At 58.5% G+C, this 18,126-nt stretch carries 17 protein-coding genes and 1 tRNA gene; 10 read left to right on the top strand and 8 right to left on the bottom strand.

Translation table 11 applies throughout. The features are described from left to right. Positions 1–3: 3 nt before the first annotated feature. Positions 4–393 (bottom strand): nucleoside triphosphate pyrophosphohydrolase, encoded by a 390-nt coding sequence (locus tag VMT30_03135; protein ID HVQ43936.1) that lies wholly within the window; start codon positions 391–393, stop codon positions 4–6. Beyond that, positions 390–1,301 carry a DHH family phosphoesterase gene (locus VMT30_03140; protein HVQ43937.1) on the bottom strand — a complete coding sequence of 304 codons (912 nt, stop codon included), beginning with the start codon at positions 1,299–1,301 and terminating at the stop codon, positions 390–392. Before VMT30_03140 ends, VMT30_03135 begins: the two co-directional genes overlap by 4 nt. Before the next feature lie 114 nt (positions 1,302–1,415). On the opposite strand from VMT30_03140, the gene VMT30_03145 reads away from it, so the two are divergent. Both VMT30_03145 and VMT30_03150 read left to right on the top strand, forming a co-directional pair. Next, entirely contained in the window at positions 1,416–2,147 is a 732-nt protein-coding gene (locus tag VMT30_03145; protein ID HVQ43938.1) for a helix-turn-helix domain-containing protein, read from the top strand. 2 nt (positions 2,148–2,149) lie between these two features. Beyond that, positions 2,150–2,416 (top strand): DUF4325 domain-containing protein, encoded by a 267-nt coding sequence (locus VMT30_03150; GenBank protein ID HVQ43939.1) that lies wholly within the window; start codon positions 2,150–2,152, stop codon positions 2,414–2,416. Positions 2,417–2,496: 80 nt separating this feature from the next. Here the strand turns inward: VMT30_03150 and VMT30_03155 are convergent, their stop codons facing one another. Both VMT30_03155 and VMT30_03160 read right to left on the bottom strand, forming a co-directional pair. After that, complete coding sequence (locus VMT30_03155) at positions 2,497–2,970, bottom strand: pyridoxamine 5'-phosphate oxidase family protein (GenBank protein ID HVQ43940.1); 474 nt, start codon at positions 2,968–2,970, stop codon at positions 2,497–2,499. Between the two features lie 6 nt (positions 2,971–2,976). Next, positions 2,977–3,879, bottom strand: a complete 903-nt coding sequence (locus VMT30_03160) for a VOC family protein (GenBank protein ID HVQ43941.1) — start codon at positions 3,877–3,879, stop codon at positions 2,977–2,979. Positions 3,880–4,024: 145 nt separating this feature from the next. On the opposite strand from VMT30_03160, the gene VMT30_03165 reads away from it, so the two are divergent. Next, positions 4,025–4,387, top strand: a complete 363-nt coding sequence (locus VMT30_03165) for a hypothetical protein (GenBank protein ID HVQ43942.1) — start codon at positions 4,025–4,027, stop codon at positions 4,385–4,387. A 23-nt stretch (positions 4,388–4,410) separates the two neighbouring features. Here the strand turns inward: VMT30_03165 and VMT30_03170 are convergent, their stop codons facing one another. Continuing rightward, positions 4,411–5,202 (bottom strand): hypothetical protein, encoded by a 792-nt coding sequence (locus VMT30_03170; protein ID HVQ43943.1) that lies wholly within the window; start codon positions 5,200–5,202, stop codon positions 4,411–4,413. A gap of 302 nt (positions 5,203–5,504) precedes the next feature. Here VMT30_03170 and VMT30_03175 point away from each other — a divergent pair, with 302 nt between their 5' ends. Then, positions 5,505–6,539, top strand: a complete 1,035-nt coding sequence (locus VMT30_03175) for a DUF4325 domain-containing protein (GenBank protein HVQ43944.1) — start codon at positions 5,505–5,507, stop codon at positions 6,537–6,539. 35 nt (positions 6,540–6,574) lie between these two features. On the opposite strand, the gene VMT30_03180 is transcribed toward VMT30_03175, so the two are convergent. After that, positions 6,575–6,649 (bottom strand) — tRNA-Asn (locus VMT30_03180). A gap of 161 nt (positions 6,650–6,810) precedes the next feature. Next, positions 6,811–7,218, bottom strand: coding sequence for a hypothetical protein (locus VMT30_03185; GenBank protein ID HVQ43945.1), 408 nt, complete (start codon positions 7,216–7,218; stop codon positions 6,811–6,813). 143 nt (positions 7,219–7,361) lie between these two features. Between VMT30_03185 and VMT30_03190 the strand changes: the two genes are divergently transcribed. The 5 genes from VMT30_03190 to VMT30_03210 all read left to right on the top strand — a co-directional run bounded on the left by VMT30_03190 (position 7,362) and on the right by VMT30_03210 (position 15,918). Then, positions 7,362–12,113, top strand: coding sequence for an Ig-like domain-containing protein (locus tag VMT30_03190; protein HVQ43946.1), 4,752 nt, complete (start codon positions 7,362–7,364; stop codon positions 12,111–12,113). A 35-nt stretch (positions 12,114–12,148) separates the two neighbouring features. After that, complete coding sequence (locus VMT30_03195) at positions 12,149–12,682, top strand: GNAT family N-acetyltransferase (protein ID HVQ43947.1); 534 nt, start codon at positions 12,149–12,151, stop codon at positions 12,680–12,682. 145 nt (positions 12,683–12,827) lie between these two features. Beyond that, positions 12,828–14,006, top strand: coding sequence for a cyclopropane-fatty-acyl-phospholipid synthase family protein (locus VMT30_03200; GenBank protein HVQ43948.1), 1,179 nt, complete (start codon positions 12,828–12,830; stop codon positions 14,004–14,006). Between the two features lie 191 nt (positions 14,007–14,197). Next, positions 14,198–14,881 (top strand): response regulator transcription factor, encoded by a 684-nt coding sequence (locus tag VMT30_03205; GenBank protein ID HVQ43949.1) that lies wholly within the window; start codon positions 14,198–14,200, stop codon positions 14,879–14,881. Beyond that, on the top strand, positions 14,878–15,918 hold the full coding sequence (locus tag VMT30_03210) for an ATP-binding protein (protein HVQ43950.1): 1,041 nt from the start codon (positions 14,878–14,880) through the stop codon (positions 15,916–15,918). Before VMT30_03205 ends, VMT30_03210 begins: the two co-directional genes overlap by 4 nt. A 109-nt stretch (positions 15,919–16,027) precedes the next feature. On the opposite strand, the gene VMT30_03215 is transcribed toward VMT30_03210, so the two are convergent. After that, the gene (locus VMT30_03215) at positions 16,028–16,510 is read right to left on the bottom strand and encodes a hypothetical protein (GenBank protein ID HVQ43951.1); all 483 of its coding nucleotides are present in this window, start codon (positions 16,508–16,510) and stop codon (positions 16,028–16,030) included. 246 nt (positions 16,511–16,756) lie between these two features. On the opposite strand from VMT30_03215, the gene VMT30_03220 reads away from it, so the two are divergent. Beyond that, positions 16,757–18,124 (top strand): FtsX-like permease family protein, encoded by a 1,368-nt coding sequence (locus VMT30_03220; GenBank protein ID HVQ43952.1) that lies wholly within the window; start codon positions 16,757–16,759, stop codon positions 18,122–18,124. Positions 18,125–18,126 lie beyond the last annotated feature (2 nt).

The raw sequence follows: 18,126 nt of genomic DNA on the forward strand, positions 1-18,126 counted from the left end.
TGCTCACGTAATCTCCGGGTAGCGGTCGGCGTTGTTTCGATAGTATTCAACCCAGGTATCATTTTCGCCAACTTCAACGCACTCAACATACAAGCCGAGCCGAAACGGTCCATACTTTTCGTTTTTGCTAGCCTGAGCCTTCGATACCTCTTCCGCACCCACGCCCAGCAGTTCGCGCAAGTCATCGAGCGCCTGCTGCACATCGGCGATCTCCGATGCCACCTCTTCTGGGCGAGCAGTTAATATTTCTTGCGCTTCTTCCGCAATCTTTTCCACCAACCGCTCTTTATGTTCGTCCTTCTCAAGCTTACGAAAAGACGGCCGGCCACCGTCAGCAATTCGCTCCACAATTTTATCGCGAACGAGCTTCTCGAAAGAAAACTTCAACATCATTCCAGGTCCTGCTTAATAATTTCCTTGCGCAGCCACATGCGGTCGGCCCTGGCTACATCGCCCTCAAACTTCACGCCCAGCAAGTCCGATACCCAGGCCTGCACGGCTGGGTCTTGGCAGACGAAGTAGCTGCTGCCCTCATTGACACTCACCACATTCACGAACCATTCGGGCTTCATCGCCGCCAGCTCCTGCTCGATGGTGGCCTGGTGCCGGCTCACCACTTCAGCCGCATCCCACACCACCAGCTGGCCAACGCCAAGCGGGCGCGGAAACGTCTTGAAGGTCAGAATTTTGGAGTCATTACGAATAGACGTCGTGGCATCGGCCAAGATCGCTTCCTGGCACTCGGTGAAGTATTGAGCGGTCCAGCCGTCGGGAATGTCGGCGTGGGCGACTAGCGCTCTATAGGCGGTCCGATCACGCTCGGTCGTAACGTGCGCCTTAAAGTTCAAGGTGTTGTCCAAAATGCCCGATACCAGCAGCTTCGCGCTCGTTTCGCTCATGGTATCGGCCAACCCTGCCGCCACCCACCGCTCGTAAACTAGCGTGCAAGCCGCACCGATAAACTCAATATGGGCCTTATCGCCAATTCGCTCCTGCCAATATTGCTCGAAACCTGGGTGATGGTCGATCACCTCGTCCACTCTGGCCAGATCCACAAACCGGTCGAAATGCTCCGGGTCGGAGATGTCGATGAGCGTAAACATGTCTGTGTCGTTGGGCGTGTAGGTGGTATTGAGCGGCGCCCGCCACGACCGCACCGTCTGACTGATGCTTTCGTTCCAGACCGCCGTGCTAACGGCCTGCGCCTGCTCGCCCCGAGCTTGCAGGAGTTCAGCATAAGCAATCGCCCCCGCATAGGCGTCTATATCCATATACCGCGACCCGGCAGTAACAATCCTCATGCGTAGAACAATATCATAATCGTATAATGCGTAAAATATATACAAAAACAGAGAAACCGACCAAAAATGTATAGATATTTGACATTTTGTATAGTTTTAGTGCAAAATCTAAGCATGCCTAAAAACAACAATTTAGTTCCGATAAGTGAGGCCGCAAAGTATTTGGGTGTTACGGTTATGACCTTACGGCGCTGGGATGAGTCAGGGAAGCTGCCGGCTCTTAAGAGTCCCGGCGGTCACCGATACTATCACCGAGACGCGCTTGAACGTTATAACGCCGAGCTTTTTAGATTGGCCCAAATATGGGCAGCAAGTGACGTGGCGCCAAATCTCCCGCCGGCAGACTACTCCGATACGCAGGATAGATTTAGGGCCAGGTTAGACCGAATGGCCAATCTTATAAACCAAAACCCCGAAACATCCGTAGCGGCATCTCTAGTTACTGCGATGGCAGGAGAAATAGGTAATAATTCATTCGACCATAACTTAGGAAATTGGCCCGATATCCCAGGCCTATTTTTCAGTTACGATCTAAATAGGCGCATCGTTGTACTAGCCGACCGAGGGGTGGGAATTAAAGCGACATTATTGAGGGTGCGTCCAGAAATGAAAGATGATATTGAAGCACTAACGGTTGCTATGACAGAGTTTGTATCTGGCAGAACCCCCGAACAAAGAGGAAATGGCCTGAAGTTTGTGCGGACAGTAGCGACACAGAATCCAATAGGAATTGCTTTGCAGTCGGGTGTAGCAATCGCCACAATTGAGAAGGAAGGTCCTAAAGAACTAAGAGTAAGGCTTGCAGATCACTTCATTCGCGGCACATTAGCTAGAATTGAGTATTAATTATGAGAATCGAACTAAAAAAATTCGGAGATGTTCTTACTTCCCGCCCAGCGGGCAAAGAGGCCTTTGCGGCAATACTCCCAACATTAAACCCCAACGAAAGCAATGTAGAGATCGACTTTAGTAGCGTTATTTCTCTTGCACCCTCTTGGGCTGACGAATTCTTCAGAGCATTAGAGGAACTCTATGGGGATCGAGTTATCTATATGCCAAGTGATAATCCGTCTGTAAAAGCTACGCTGGCTATTATTCGTGATCAAGCAAAATAGGGTCCTACAAAACCGTACTTCGGGCTCTCCGAATCGACTTATGCCAATGTAAATAGTCCGACTCCAAGGCGTGGAGGACGTCAAAGCAGCACTGGCCTCCTGACGGTGATTGCTTGGCCGCTTGAGGTATCGACGCCGTCAGCGCGCAAACTAATTTCTTTAGGGGCAGCCCTATAAATGCGCCATGACGCCTCGCCCGTCACCTCGGCCGGGCTGCCAATAGTAAATTTATCCGGTTGTGGCCGGGTATGCAGCGCCGCAATAGCAATATCAATGTCGGCCGGGCTCTCCAGCTCGACTGCCTCGGCATCAAAGTAAACACCCCCAGAATTTGTCGGCGGCTCTTGGCCAAAAATAACTATCCCCACTTGTGACCTGGCGCGCACGTTGCTGGAGTGGCGGGCAGCTTTGGCCGAAACCCAGTACAAGTTGAAGTCCTTATCGGGGGCAAAGAATAATGTCGAAGCCCATGGCTTACCGTCGGCATCCGCCGTCGCTAGCGTCATGTGCACGTTTGTCTCGATCAAGCGCTTGGCTTTTTCGGCATCATTCATAGTGGGCTAGAAATCCGCAATCACGAGCTTTTTCATTTCCATCATATGAGCAAAGGCTTTCGGTCGCCGCATGAGCTCGTCCACATTCGCCGGCGCTACCTGCCAGCTCACCCCAAACTGGTCTTTGCACCAGCCACATTGCTCCGCCTCCGGCACGGTCGAGAGTTTGCCCCAAAAGTAATCAATTTCAGCTTGGTCCTCGCAGGCCACCGATAGCGATACCGCCTCGTTAAAAGTAAAATCCTGCCCCACGCCCGAGTCCATGGCAGCAAACCATTGGTCTCCCAGCCTGAAATCAGCGAACATGAGCGACCCGGCTTTAGCCGGCCCCGTGTCTTTGTCGTAGCGCGCCATCGTACCGGTCTGCGAGTCCTTAAAGACCGACGTATACAACTTGATAGCCTCCTCGGCCTGGTTGACGTGGCCCGCGCCAAACATCAAAGCGGGGACAATAAACGGACGTGGCTCGCCCTCCGGCTTCGCCAGGCTCAGCTGCCAGGTGAGTCCGTAGCGATCCCTCACCCAGCCGTAACGCTTGCTGTACGGGTATTCGTCGAGCGCCATGAGGGCTTCGCCGCCCTCGATCAGCTTGCCCCATAGCTCGTCGAGATGCTCAGCCGCCGCATCGTCGCGCGACGGGTCAAAGTTCACCATAAACGAAATCGACGGGTTGAATTTAAACTCAGACCCGGCATTAATGGCCACAAACTCCTGGCCACTCAGCTCAAATGCTATCGTGAGCACCTGTCCGGCTAAGTCTTTCTGAAAGTCGGCCAGCCCGTCTTCCGCGCTCTCGGGGTAGTGGGTGGTGTCGGTGATGCGGCTATCCGGAACCGCCGATACATAAAAATCCACTGCCTGCTTGGCATTCCCGCCAAACCATAAATTGGGGGTAATTTTTTGTGCCATGGCGCGCCCTCTATTAATGCTGTCACTACCGTTATACCAGCAATGCCGGGCGCGCGCATGTACGAGCAAGACAAAAACAGGCGCTCATGCCCGAACTGGTGGACTAGCCGCTCTGGGGTCCCCACGGCAGTTGTATAATTACGCCATGGAAGACGCCCAGGCCCATAAGCTAACTACAAAAATTAAAGCCAACATGATTGCCGCCACGAAGGCTCGAAAGAGCGTTGAAGTGAGTGCGCTTCGGTCTCTACTGGCTAGGATATCTAATGCAGAGGCAGTGCCGGCGGATCAAAGCCATATAGCATCCAGCAGCATCGCGGGGGCCAGCGTCGGTGTAGGATCGACCGAAGCGCCGAGAAAGCAACTTTCCTACATGGATGTGCAAGAGATAATCCAGGCTGAAATTCAAGAAATTCAGGCGGCCAAACAGCGGCTAGATGGGTCAAGCGACTATGTAGCCGAGCTTGACCAGAAAATCGTCATAGTGAGTGCCTATCTGGAAAAATAACCCGCTCGGCATAGCAAGCGGCGTTAGAAGTGAGCCAGTACGTCCTCAACGCATTCTGCTAATCTGGTTAGAGTTGGGATTAGCGGCTCGGAGTGAACGATGCCATCAACATTAAAAGCGAGCTGAATATCAAACTGTGTATCATCGTGCGACGTGTCGCCTGAAGGAGTCGAGAAAAGTACGACTCCTTCGGATATCACCACTTTATCGTCTGGGACTAACCCAATCTGCACGGATGGGGTATCCTGCGTCCACTCCATGCCTGGCTCATCAGCAAATGCTTTGCGGAAGTGAGCGCCAAGGTCTACCACCACAGCCTGATGATTGGCCGAGATAGATAGCATGAAATGGTGTTTATCGGTGATATCCAGCTTGTGAATCAACCAAAGCGAGTTATTCCCGCCCTCGTATGGGGCAAGGCCAGTAATCGTAGCGATATGCTCGGAAGACATTCCTCGGGTTTTTTGTAAGACGCCGTTAGCGTATGATTCGGCATCCTTAAATATCGGAAACTCGGTGGCTCGCCCAGGATCGACACCATTGGACAAGATAAGGGCGTAGTTTAAATGATCGAGCGCAGTACGCAAATTATGTATCACATCACCGGCTTGCGTTTGCAGTTCTGCCGGGATTTCCCGAACCGAAACCACCTGCCATTCTCGTAACCCTGTTTTTTTGTTATCAACAATGGCTACGTCATAGGGTCTGCTACCGTAAAATAACTGAGTCGTATTAGTCATCTCGCCCAATAGAATTTTTGCCCGCTCAAGCTTATGTCGGGCACTATTCAGGTTTGGCTGTGCGCTTGCTTCCATGAGGGTCCTTATCTGTCTCTACGGTGTATCAGATATTACCACTACGAGAGATTAATTGAAGTCCATCAAAAAGAGGCCCACAAAGGCCTCTTTTGTCATATAATTCCTGGCTCCGAGTCGTATCGGAAGTCAGAACTGCTTTGAGAAGCGAAACCTAACAAAGAACCCAACATAGGGCACTAGGATGCTGACATAGAGAAATAGCTTATGCCTAACAAAGAACCTAACATACAACTAACATAGAGTTGACATAGAACCTAACATAGAGTAAAATAGAACCTAACATAGAATTAGAGGAAGATATGGGCTTAAAAGAACAAATCTTAGAAGTAGCCGAGGCTAAAAAGCACTTTAAGACGGCCGACGTAATGGCCGCCATTAACGATGGCGCCGCTCGTTCGTATGTCAGTACAGTAATTAACTCAATGGTATCCGATGGCGCCCTAGTTAGGGAAGGCTCGGGCAGATGGTCTATTTATGCCTTGCCAAAATACGCAGACACACTAGGCAAGAGAATAAAAAAGCGCTTGGCTAACGTCAGCCTTGAAGAATATGAAGTCTTTGACGCTATTAAGAAAGAAAAGCCTTTCTTAAATACCCTCAGAGAGAATATTCAAAGCGTTCTTGCATATGCTTTCTCAGAAATGCTTAACAATGCCATTGAGCATTCGGGAAGTAAAAACATTGAAGTTGAAATCCAGCAGCAAAAAGATAACCTCACCTTTGTCGTGAGAGATTTCGGCGTAGGAGTGTTTAGAAATGTTATGGCTAAGCGAGGGCTTGCTTCGGAACTCGAAGCCATACAAGACCTTCTAAAAGGAAAAACTACCACCGCACCTCAAGCCCATTCGGGTGAGGGCATTTTCTTTACTTCGAAAGCCGGCGACCTCTTTGTGCTTGAAAGCTATGGGCTGAGACTGCGCATTGATAATGTTATTAATGACGTATTTGTAGAGGAAGTTAAGGCTGACGTTCGAGGGACACAAGTTACATTTCAAATCAGCACAAAATCCAAGCGCCATCTGAGCGAAGTCTTTGCAGGATATCAGGTTGACCCGGAAGAACCTGCCTTCGACCAGACAGAAGTAAAGATTAGACTTTACACAATGGGGACAATATATGTCTCAAGGTCTCAGGCTCGAAGAGTCTTAGTAGGACTCGATAAATTCAGAAGAATTATTTTGGACTTTGATAAGGTGCCAACGGTCGGACAGGCCTTCTCTGATGAGATATTTCGCGTATTCCAATCCAGACATCCAGAAATCGAAATCGCCCCGGTCAATATGAATGACGCCGTCAAATTTATGGTCGGTCGTGTAGATAAACCAACAAAATAACGGCTTTGTAAAGCCGTTATTCATCAAATAATTCCTGGCTCCGGAGGTCGGGCTCGAACCGACGACCAATTCGTTAACAGCGAACTGCTCTACCACTGAGCTACTCCGGATCACAATGTGGGCTGGCCCCATCGGGTGATACTACGAGATTATAGCGATGCGACTCGGCCTGGTCAATCACTGCGCAAAAAAGCGGCCAGAGATTACCTCTAGCCGCCGGGGGTGTGGAGACCGTTCGCTCCCATGCCCCCATCTCGTCTTGAACGCGCGGCTACTTGCCGCCAAGCAACTTCCCGATCACGCCTGCGATACCGCCGACGACGCGCTGGCCTGGCGCCGCCGAAGCGGGCCTGGTCACCACGATGGTGGGCTCGACGAACTGTCCCTGCCCGTCGATCTGAGCTGTCCAGCGCGGGCGCTGCTGGGTGAGCTCGCGCTCGAACAGATCAAACCCCACCCGGCTGAAGCTGTCGCTCCACTGGAGTGTCAGTTTGTTGCCGTTCCAGCCGCCGCGCTCGGCCCGCTCCAGAGCGGCCCAGATGGCGTCGGCGGCCTTGCGTGGCGCCCCTGCCACCAGGCGCTCCGCTTGCGCCGCGTCGTGGCGCTCCCAGTAGTCCTTCTCGTGTTGGGCAAGACGCTCAGCGGCTTGCTTCGGGGTCTCGGGCGTGTAGTCGGACATATTGCTCACCCTCTCGGTCAAGGTTCAGGACAAACCGCATTATAACATAAAACAAAGATAAATACTAGGATTCGACCCCACCAGAGTCCTGTATTATTTGGGATTTTCCCTATATAATGGGCAAACTTACTGAGGAGGTCGAAGTGAACCGCTTGAAACGTGCCGCTGCAATTGCCCTGATCGCCCTACTAACCCTATCCGGTCTCACGCTGCCCGTGCCCGGCGCACACGCCTCCACCCCCACCGGCTCCTCGATCAACACCCACACCGTCATGGTCGACGATCAAAGCAAAATCGTGTCGTGGGTGCCCAACCAAGACCAGGCCTATGCCACCGTGGCCGCCAGCGCCTGGAATTTCCTCCTTAATAACGTCCCCACCGACGAGCACGGCCTGCCTGGCTTCTACACCCACTCCTACTTCAACCCCGACACGCGTGAGCTGTCGTTCAACCCCCACAACCCGGCCGGCACCAATGCCATGCTCACCGAATCCGCGCTCCAATACTACCAATATTCCGGTGACGCCCGCGTGCTCACGCTGGTCGAAAATTCCGTCACATACCACCTGGATCACGGCATGACTGCTGCCGGCGACAATTGGTCAAACGTACCCTACGCCAGCAGCGATTACGGCAACACCACCTACGCCGGCGCTAGCCGCGGCAATTCCGACGGCGTCGGTGACGGCGTGGGCGTGATCGAGCCCGACAAAGTCGGCGAGCTCGGCGTCGCCTTCGTGCAGCTGTACAAGATCACCGGCGAGCAGAAGTACCTCACCGCCGCCATCAATGCTGCCAATGCCCTCGCCAGCCACGTGCGCGCCGGCAACGCCACCCAGTCGCCGTGGCCCTTCCGCGTGAAGGCCTCCGACAACACCATCAAAGAGCAATACACCGCCCACACCATCAGCCCCATCGAGCTGCTCGACAATCTCATTGCGCTCGGTCAGGGCAACACCGCCTCGTATCAGTCCGCCCGCACCACCGCCTGGAACTGGCTCATGCAGTACCCTATGCAAAGCAACAACTGGAGCACCTACTTCGAGGACGTCGATTTCCATCCCGGCGCCAATAACAACACCCAAATGAACTCCATAATGACCGCCCGCTACCTCTTGCAGCACCCCGAGTACGACGCCAACTGGGAGACGCACGTGCGCGGGCTGATCGCCTGGACCGAGCAAAACTTTGCCGTACCCGCTTTCGGCGCCAACACCATCCAGGAACAGGCCGATTTTGCCCACCCCATGGGTAGCCACACCAGCCGCTACTGCGATGTGAACGCCTTGCTCTACCAGCGCACCGGCGACCTCGCTGCCAAAGAAAAAGCCTACCGCGCCTGCAACTGGGCCACCTACATGGCCCGCGACAACGGCGTGGTCATTGACGGCCCCGAGATCAACAACGCCTGGTTCACCGACGGCTACGGCGACTTCATCCGCGGCATGATGGTAGCCATGGGCGGTTCGCCCGACTTCGCCCCCGCCGGCCAAAACCACCTGCTCCAAACCAGCTCCGTGGTCACGAACGTCACGTACGGCCCGTCGCAGCTCAGCTACTCCGCCTTTGAGGCCGCCGGCACCGAGGTCATCAAAGTCGCCAGCGCCCCCACCGGCGTCGCGATCAATGGCGTTAGCCTCGCTCAGCGCAGCGACCTGGCCGCCGAGGGCTGGACCTACGACGCCGCTCAAAGCGTGGTACGCGTGCGCCGCGATACGGGCAAAAACGTCACCATCGCACTCAACGGTACCCCCACCAACCTGCTTCCCAACGTGAGCCTCAGCACCGGCGCCACCACCTACACCGCACCGGCCAGCTTCAACGTCACGGCCGCCGCCAGCGACCCCGACGGCACCATCACCAAGGTCGAATTCTACCAAAACGGCGCCCTCGTGAGCACTGTCACCACCACGCCTTATACCTTTGCCGCCGCCGCTCTACCCGCCGGCAGCTACGCCTTCAGCGCTCGCGCCTACGACAACCAAAACGCCAGTAGCAACTCCAATACCGTTAGCGTCACCGTCAACGGTGCCTCCCAGGGTGGTACCTGGACCGGCGCCGACATTGGCACCACCGGCGTAGCCGGCTCCACTGCTGCCGCGGGCAGCGCCATTACCGTGAAGGGTGGCGGCACCGATATCTGGGGCACTGCCGACTCGTTCCAATTCGGCTACCAGCAAATGACCGGCGACGGCGAGATCAAAGCCCGCGTCGTCACGCAGCAAAACACCGACCCCTGGGCGCTAGCCGGCGTCATGATCCGCGACACCCTCGCCCCCGGCGCCAAAGAGACGCTAGCCGCCATGACCCCCGGCCACGGTGCAGCCTTTGACTACCGCACCGCCACCGGTGGCAGCACCACTTACGTCAACGGCGCCGCGGCCACCGTGCCATATTGGATGCGCCTCGTGCGCGCCGGCACCACCATTACCGCCTCCAAATCCACCAACGGCACCGCCTGGACCAGCATGGGCAGTGCTACCGTTAGCCTCGGCACCACCGCCTACGTTGGCCTGGCCGTCACCTCGCACAACCCGTCCGCGCTCGGCACCGCCACCTTCGACAACGTCAGCTTCACCGGCCAGTCCACTGCCGACACCACCCCGCCCGTCATCTCGGGCATAAGCGTCTCCGGCGTGAACCCCAACGGCGCCACGGTCAGTTGGACCACGAGCGAGCCCGCCACCTCGCAGATCGAATTCGGTCCCACCACCGCGTATGGCAGCTCCACCACGCTCAACAGCAGCCTGGCCACTGCTCACACCCAGGTAGTTCCCGACCTGGCCTCCGCCACCACTTACCACTACCGCGTCAAATCCGCCGACGCCGCGGCCAACCTGGCCACCTCGGCCGACAACACCTTTACCACCCCTACTCCGGCCGACACCCAGGCCCCGTCGGCCCCCACCGGCCTCACCGCTACGGCCATTAGCTTTACCCAGGCCAATCTAAACTGGACCGCCGCTACCGACAACGTCGCCGTCACCGGCTACCAGGTCTTCCGCGACGGCGTCCAAATCGGCACCGCCACGGGCACCACCTTTAGCGACGCCGCCCTCACCTTCAACACGAATTACACCTACACCGTGCGCGCCGTCGACGCGGCCGGCAACGTTTCGCTCGATTCTAATGCGGCCGCTATCACCACCCCCACGCCCGACACCCAGGCTCCCAGCGTACCCACCGGCCTCACCGCCAGCGTCACCCTGCCCAACCAAGTTGACCTCAGCTGGACCGCCGCCGCCGACGACACCGCTGTCACAAAATACCTCGTGAAGCGAAACGGCGCCGTCATAGCTCAACCCACCGGCACCACGTTCTCCGACACCACCGCCACCGGCGGTAGCACCTACAGCTACGTCGTGGCCGCCGCCGACGCCGCCGGCAACACATCGGCCAGCTCCGACCCAGCCACCGCCACTGTTCCCGACACCACCGCCCCCACCGCGCCCGTGAGCCTCACCGCCACGGCCGTTGCCGGGCCGCAAGTCAACCTATCCTGGGGCGCCTCCAGCGATGCCGTCGGTGTCACCAGCTACCTCATCTTCCGCGACGGCCAACCCCTCGACACCGCCACCGGCACGAGCTACTCGGACGCTAATGTAGTAACCGGCACCACCTACAATTACACGGTCGAAGCCACCGATGCCGCCGGTAACCTCTCCGCTGCCTCCAACACCGCCACCATTACACCTCCCGTGCCCGACACCCAAGCGCCCACCGCGCCCACCGGTCTCACCGCCACGGCTGTCAGCTTCACCCAGGTGAACCTCGCCTGGACCGCCGCTACCGACAACATCGCCGTCACCGGCTACCAAATCTTCCGCGACGGCGCCCAGGTCGGCACCACCACTGGCACCACCTATGCCGACACCGCCCTGCTAGCCGGCAACAGCTACGCTTACACCGTGCGTGCCACCGATGCCGCCGGCAACCTTTCGCCCGCGTCCAACACCGCCACGGCCACCACGCCCACGCCCGACACCACGCCGCCGTCGGCCCCCAGCGCCCTCACCGCCACCGCGCCCACCGGCACGCAGGTCAACCTCAGCTGGACCGCCAGCACCGACAACGTCGGCGTCACTCGCTACAATGTCCTGCGCGGCGGAACCCAAATCGGCACCACTACGAGCACGAGCTATGCCGACACCACGGTCGCCGCCGGCACCAGCTACTCCTACACTGTGACTGCCCAAGACGCCGCCGGCAACGTGAGCGCCGCGTCCAACACCGCCACCGTCACCACGCCGGCCCCGGTCGTCACGCTCGCCGTCGACACCCAAGTGGCCGTCCACACCACCACGGCCGCTACCACCATCACCTCGCCGGCCTTCACCACCGCCGGCCCAGGCGAGCTCCTCGTAGCCTTCGTCTCCTCCGACGGCCCCAGCGGCGCCTCCACCTTTAGCTCCGTCACCACCACCGGCCTCACCTGGACCCTGCGCAAGCGCCAAAACACCCAGGCCGGCACCTCCGAGATCTGGACCGCCCCGGCCGCCGCCAAGCTCACGAATGCCACGGCCAAAGCCACCCGCACCGGTTCCTACCGCAGCTCCCTCGTCGTCACCGCCTTCAAGGGCGCCGACCTCACGACCATCGGCGCCACCGCCGGAGCCAGTGCCGCCACCGGCGCCGCCACTGCCAGCCTCACCACCACCCGCGCGGGTTCCTGGGTCTGGGCCGTTGGCAACGACTGGGACAACGCCGTCGCCCGCACGGTCGGTACCGCCCAAACCAAAGTCGATGAGTTCCTCACGAGCACCGGCGACACCCTCTGGGTCCAGCGCCGCACCGCCGTCACCCCGGCCGCCGGCACCGTTGTTACCATCAACGACACCGCCCCCACCGCCGACCGCTACAACCTGGCGCTCATCGAGATTCTGCCCGCTCCATAGTCGTATCCAGGGCCAAATCTGCCTATACTACGAGTATGTTCATCAAAGAACTCTCCACCACCGACCCGACCATTCAGCTAGTGGCGCCCGACGTCATCCGCGACGCTCCTCTAGGCGTCACCTGGCTGGCTGGTCCGCGTGGCCGGCATACCCTCAAAATGATGGGCGTGATGGATTCAATCAATCAGCCCTCAGACCTAGACCAGGAAACCAAACGCATCCAGGTCTTCCTCGAAAACCCCAACCAGTACAACTGGATGATTCGAGTCAAAAACCAGATAGTCGGTTCAGTTTGGGTTGACCGGCACGGCTGGGGCAATCTCAAAGGGCCCGTCGTCTCGATCATGATTGGCGACCCCTCGGCCCGCGGACAAGGGGTTGGACATGCCGCGCTTCAGGCAGCCATTGAATTCCTCGAATCCCAAGGGCATAAGCGCATATACGCTCGTCATATCATCGATAACCAAGTTAGCCCTCTGCTCCTAAGTAAATTAGGTTTCAAAAAAACCGGCGATCCCTATATTGACGATGAAGATGGCTTGAGCTGGCAGACGCTGGTTCGCTCCTAGCAACGGTAAAGCGGAGGTTGGCTAGCTCGACGCAATCTGACGCCTGACAACCATCGGCCCAGGATGCTAACGACTAGGTAGAGTTCGTCAGTCAGGAGAGCTAGCCAACCGCAGCAAATATCATGCGCCGGTGTATAGTAGGGGCATGTTCGAGAGAACTCTCTTCGATAAACTCCTCCGCCGCCTCAAATCTGGCGGTGTCACGGTCCATTATTGGGATGGTACCACGACCCATTATGGCCCTGCCAAGCCCTACTTTGAGCTTATCCTCCATCACCCCCGAGCGGTGCGGGCAATCATGCGGCAGTTCACGCTCGGCTTTGGGGAAGCCTATATGGACGGCGCGATCGACATCGCCGGGGATATCACCCAAATCGGCCGGCTGATCGCCGAAAACCGGTCCGCCTTCGCCGCGCTCACCAAATTGAGCAATCTGCGCCGCCGCCAGCCCAACCGGCCCGGGCGCCAGCGCCACCTCATCCAGCACCACTACGATCTCGGAAACGATTTTTACCGTCTCTGGCTCGACAAATCCATGACCTACTCCTGCGCCTATTTCAGGCACGCTGATGATACACTTGAGGCTGCCCAAAGCCAAAAAGTCGAACACATTTTGCGTAAACTGCAGCTCAGCCCAGGCCAAACCTTGCTCGACATTGGCTGCGGCTGGGGCCAATTGCTCATCGCCGCGGCCCAGAAGACCCCTGGCCTCCGCGGCCGCGGCATTACGCTGAGCGCCGAGCAATTCAAGCTTGCCACTGAGCGCGTCGCTGCCGCCGGGCTCAAAGATCGCATCACGATCGAGCTCATTAGCTACCACGACCTAGCGGCCCGCGACCTCAAGTTCGACCGCATCGTATCGGTCGGAATGTACGAGCACGTGGGCTACCGCAACCATGCCGGCTACTTCCGCGCTGTCAAACAGATGCTCGCGCCAAACGGCCTGAGCGTGCTGCACACCATCTCCACCGAGCATCTCCAGCCCAACGACGCCTGGATCGACAAATACATCTTCCCCGGCGGCTTCCTGCCCACGGTGGCCGAAACCACCAAGCTCATGGAAGCTCACGGCTTCGAGCTCCAAGATTACGAAAACCTGCGCTACCACTACGCCCTCACCCTCGACGAGTGGCTTCGGCGTTTCGAATCCCACCGCGACGAGGTCAAAGCCATGTACGACGAACGCTTTTACCGCATGTGGCGCCTCTACCTCGGAGGCTCCATCGCCGGCTTCCGCTACTCCGACCTCACGCTGTCGCAATTCGTCATGACGCCCGGCCCCAACCCCCACCTCCCCCTCACCCGCGAGTTCCTCTACCAGTAGCAACATAGGGGTGCAGTGGGGTGGCGCGGAGGCAAACTGGCGCGACGCCGAAGACGCCAGACAACCACCGCTCCCACAATGCCAAACTCAGGTCGAGTTCGTCGCCCAGGAGCGCCAGTTTGCCGCAGCCCACCGCCTGCGGCCGTCCTCAATTCAGCGCAATCTCAGCCAAACCAGCGTACAATGCCCCCATGAGAATCCTAGTCGTAGAAGACGAGCACAAAATCGCCGGCGCCATCAAGCGGGGCCTCGAGCAGGAGTCGTACGCCGTCGACGCCGTGTACGACGGCGATGAGGGCCTCTCGAGCGCTCTCACCGACGAGTACGACGTTATCATCCTCGACCGCATGCTCCCCGGCCTGCTCGACGGCGTCGAGATATGCAAAGAGGTCCGCGCCGCCGGTATCCGCACGCCCATCCTCATGCTCACCGCCAAGGACAAAATCTCCGACCGCGTCGAGGGCCTTGGTTCCGGCGCCGATGATTACCTCGTAAAGCCCTTTGCCTTCGAGGAGCTCCTAGCCCGCATTCGTGCCCTGCTGCGCCGGCCCCAAGATCACGTCGGCAACGTGCTCGAGCTCGCCGATCTCAGTCTCGATACCCAAACCTACGAGGTCAAACGCGACGGCCGTCGCATTCAGCTGTCGCAGCGCGAATACGCTCTGCTCGAATACCTCTTGCGCAACCAAAACCGCATTCTCTCCAAAACCAACATCATCAGCCACGTTTGGGATTACGATGCCGATATCCTCCCCAACACCCTAGAGGTGTATATTGGATATCTGCGGGGCAAAATTGAGCGCCCGTTCAAAGGTCCAGAACTAATCCACACCGTTCGAGGCTTCGGCTACAAGCTCTCCACTTCAAGCGAATGATTCCTTCCGCCATTTTTAAACTTACCCTCTGGTACCTGGGTATCATCCTCGTACTCTCGAGTCTTTTTAGTTTGGCATTGTATCGCGAATCGGTGTCCCAAATCACCGAAAACGCCGACCATCAACGCACCGCCGTGATGCGGCTGCCGCTTCCGGGAGCCTTTGAGCCCCGTCGGACCGAATTCCTCCAAGCGCTCGATCGCCAGCTCGACCTCGACCAGCGCCGCATCATTTTGCGGCTCCTCGCGCTCAACCTGTCCACCCTGCTGCTCGGCGGCGCGGCTTCGTACTTCCTGGCCCGCCGTACCTTGCGCCCCATCCATCACGCCATGGAAGCCCAGGGCCGGTTCACCGCCGACGCCTCCCACGAGCTGCGCACCCCTCTCACCGCCATGCGCTCCGAGATCGAGGTAGCGCTGCGCCAAAAGCAGCTCACCGCCGCCGAGGCCCGCGAGCTGCTCACCAGTAACCTCGAAGAGATCGCCAAGCTCGAGGCGCTCTCATCCGGTCTGCTGCGCCTCGCCCGCTTCGAGGGCGGGCTCGATCCCGCGGCCGTCAGCCAGGTGCCGGTGGCCGACCTCTTCAGTGAGGCCATCCACCGCTTCCAGGCCCTCATCACCGAGCGCAAGCTCAACATCGCCACGGTTACGGGTGAATTAACCGTCGCCGGCGACCGCGACAGCCTCATTGAACTCGTCGCCATTCTGCTCGACAATGCCATTAAATACAGCCCACCCGAATCCACCATCAGTCTGGGAGCTCAACCGTCGAACCACTTCGTAAGAATGAGCGTGGCCGACGAAGGCGTCGGCATCAAGCCCGCCGACATTCCCCACATCTTCGACCGCTTCTACCGCGCCGATCGTTCCCGCTCCAAGCACAAAATTAACGGCTACGGCCTCGGCCTCTCCATTGCCAAACGCATCGTCGACCTCCATCACGGCACCATCGTCGTCGAGAGCACTCCGGGCAAGGGGACCATGTTCAAAATCAAGCTCCCCGCCGAGTACACAGCCAAGCAATCGCTGCTGAGCTAAAATCTAACCCATCTATCACGAGTCCCCCAAATGGAAAGCCCGTCCGGGCGAGGCCTCCATGCCATGCCGAAGCATGGTGGATTGCCTCGCCCAAACGGGCGGGTGACGCCTAGGTTCCGGCGTCGGCGGTGGAGGGGTCACCGACTGTGATGGTATCGGCGCTGGCGATGTATTTGCCGCCAGTCAGCCGAACCGACCCTTCCACGGTCACCTTCCGGCCCAACAGATCAGCCAGCCGGACGGGCTTCCCCGCGGAGTCGACGATCTTCGTGGAGTCCGCGAGCGAGATGGCAGAGCGCCGGTAGGCGTCGGTGAAGTGATAGTGCGCCGCCAGAGCGTCGGCGCGGATGACCGTGACGTCGTTCTGCAGGACCAGGGTCTTGTCGGATACCGACAGCGTAGTGGCGGTGACCGCGTAGCCGTTGCCGGCCGCAGTGCGATCGTCCGCGCTCCGGTGGGAGGCGGCCGCAGCAAGCCCCCAGGCCATCCCCGCTGCGAGGGCCAAGGCGCCCAAACCGCCGAGCACCCCCATCACGATCGTGACCGCGATCGACCCCCGGTCGCCCTTTACTCGTTTCAGTAACCCGAACATGGCCACACCCCTCACTTGAACAAGCACAATGGTGTGCTATCCCAGGACAATTGGTTGACTGCCCCATTCGGATGCAAGAAGCATCAGTATCGAGTAGCCAGCCAGAATCAGAATTGCAAATTATACAACAGAAATCCTTATTAAGCAATAGAGAGAGAAATCTCATAGCGCAAACTCGCCTTGCTATAAGCATTTCCTCAGAATTCCCAGCGTAGACTTACCATCAAGCAATCAAGGAGCCTGTTCATGAGTACCGTAACCCGCGGGGTGCGCAACGCCTTCCGCAACGCCGTCCGGACTTCATCGGTCGTGTTGCTGCTCGGTGTGGCTAGCGCCTTGGCGCTCGCCCTGCTGTTGGCCAATCAGGCCGTTAGGACCAAAATCACCGACCTCAAACGCAGCGCTGCCACCACGCTCACCGTGCGGCCGGCCGGCTCATTCGACGGCGAGGGCGGGGGAGAGCCGCTCACCACCGCCGACACCGCCAAGCTCAAGGCCCTGGCACATGTACAGGCTGTTAACCAAACCCTGGGCCTCGGCGGCGGCCGTGCGACATTTAGCGCCGGCGGCCAGGTGGAAGTCCCCACTTCAAATGTTAGCCTGGATTCATCCATTGACCCCGGCACCCTGGGCCGCCGCCGGTTTGGCGGCACAGACAGTAGCAATGCGCCCGCGCCCACCTTCAAGCTGCCCGTGAGTCTCACCGGCATCGACGGCAACCTCGACCGCCAGGGCCAGCCGCTCAAAATTACCTCCGGTACCACCACTTTTAGCGCGCCGGACGCTACCGAAGCCATCGTGGGGCAGGGGATAGCCACCAAAAACAATCTCAAGGTAGGCTCCACGTTCACGGCCTACAGCACCACGGTAAAAGTCGTTGGTATCACTGACGCCGGCAACCAGTTTAGCAACGACGCCGTCATGGTGCCGCTCGCCACCGCCCAAAAACTCAGTGGCCAAACCGGCGAGATCAGCGAGCTCTACATTCAGGCCGACTCCGTTGAGAACATCGACGCGGTCAAAACCGCCGCCGGCAATGCCCTCGGCTCTGGTCGGGTCGACATCACCTCGGCAGCCCAAAACACCAATGACGCCGTCGCCGCCCTCGCCGGCATCGAGCGCATCTCCCTGGTGGGCAGCATCGGCGCCATGGCCGCCGCCGCCGTCATCCTCTTCCTCGTCATGGTCATGATCGTACGGGAGCGCCGCCGCGAGATCGGCGTGCTCAAGGCCATCGGCGCCTCCAATGTGAGCGTGGTGAGCTTGTTTGTGACCGAAGCCCTGGTGCTTACGCTGTGTGGCTCGCTGCTCGGCCTGACCCTGGCCGCCGGCACCTCAAACCAGATCACCGGCGCACTCATCAGCGCCAACCAGCCGGCCGCCACCGACACCAATACGCCGGGTGGCCCGAGGGGCCGCGGCGGGTTCGTCACGCGTATCGGCACCACCGCCCAATCCGCCGAGCAGCTGCTCACCGGCGTTAAAACCACCCTCGGCGGCACGTTCTTGCTCGAGGGCCTAGCCGTCACCATCGGTATCGCCATCCTCGGCAGCGCCGTTCCCGCCTGGCTCATTGCCAAAGTTCGGCCAGCCGAAGTAATGCGAGGGGAATAAGG

The sequence above is a fragment of the Candidatus Saccharimonadia bacterium genome (assembly GCA_035544015.1).
GTDB lineage: Bacteria > Patescibacteriota > Saccharimonadia > UBA4664 > UBA4664 > UBA5169.

Bases quoted from the DNA above. Each gene is read 5' to 3' on its own strand.
- VMT30_03170 (HVQ43943.1), bottom strand. From the start codon at position 5,202: ATGGAAGCAAGCGCACAGCCAAACCTGAATAGTGCCCGACATAAGCTT.
- VMT30_03145 (HVQ43938.1), top strand. From the start codon at position 1,416: ATGCCTAAAAACAACAATTTAGTTCCGATAAGTGAGGCCGCAAAGTAT.
- VMT30_03210 (HVQ43950.1), top strand. From the start codon at position 14,878: ATGATTCCTTCCGCCATTTTTAAACTTACCCTCTGGTACCTGGGTATC.
- VMT30_03160 (HVQ43941.1), bottom strand. From the start codon at position 3,879: ATGGCACAAAAAATTACCCCCAATTTATGGTTTGGCGGGAATGCCAAG.
- VMT30_03175 (HVQ43944.1), top strand. From the start codon at position 5,505: ATGGGCTTAAAAGAACAAATCTTAGAAGTAGCCGAGGCTAAAAAGCAC.
- VMT30_03155 (HVQ43940.1), bottom strand. From the start codon at position 2,970: ATGAATGATGCCGAAAAAGCCAAGCGCTTGATCGAGACAAACGTGCAC.
- VMT30_03185 (HVQ43945.1), bottom strand. From the start codon at position 7,218: ATGTCCGACTACACGCCCGAGACCCCGAAGCAAGCCGCTGAGCGTCTT.
- VMT30_03220 (HVQ43952.1), top strand. From the start codon at position 16,757: ATGAGTACCGTAACCCGCGGGGTGCGCAACGCCTTCCGCAACGCCGTC.
- VMT30_03195 (HVQ43947.1), top strand. From the start codon at position 12,149: ATGTTCATCAAAGAACTCTCCACCACCGACCCGACCATTCAGCTAGTG.
- VMT30_03215 (HVQ43951.1), bottom strand. From the start codon at position 16,510: ATGTTCGGGTTACTGAAACGAGTAAAGGGCGACCGGGGGTCGATCGCG.
- VMT30_03200 (HVQ43948.1), top strand. From the start codon at position 12,828: ATGTTCGAGAGAACTCTCTTCGATAAACTCCTCCGCCGCCTCAAATCT.
- VMT30_03140 (HVQ43937.1), bottom strand. From the start codon at position 1,301: ATGAGGATTGTTACTGCCGGGTCGCGGTATATGGATATAGACGCCTAT.
- VMT30_03165 (HVQ43942.1), top strand. From the start codon at position 4,025: ATGGAAGACGCCCAGGCCCATAAGCTAACTACAAAAATTAAAGCCAAC.
- VMT30_03150 (HVQ43939.1), top strand. From the start codon at position 2,150: ATGAGAATCGAACTAAAAAAATTCGGAGATGTTCTTACTTCCCGCCCA.
- VMT30_03205 (HVQ43949.1), top strand. From the start codon at position 14,198: ATGAGAATCCTAGTCGTAGAAGACGAGCACAAAATCGCCGGCGCCATC.
- VMT30_03135 (HVQ43936.1), bottom strand. From the start codon at position 393: ATGATGTTGAAGTTTTCTTTCGAGAAGCTCGTTCGCGATAAAATTGTG.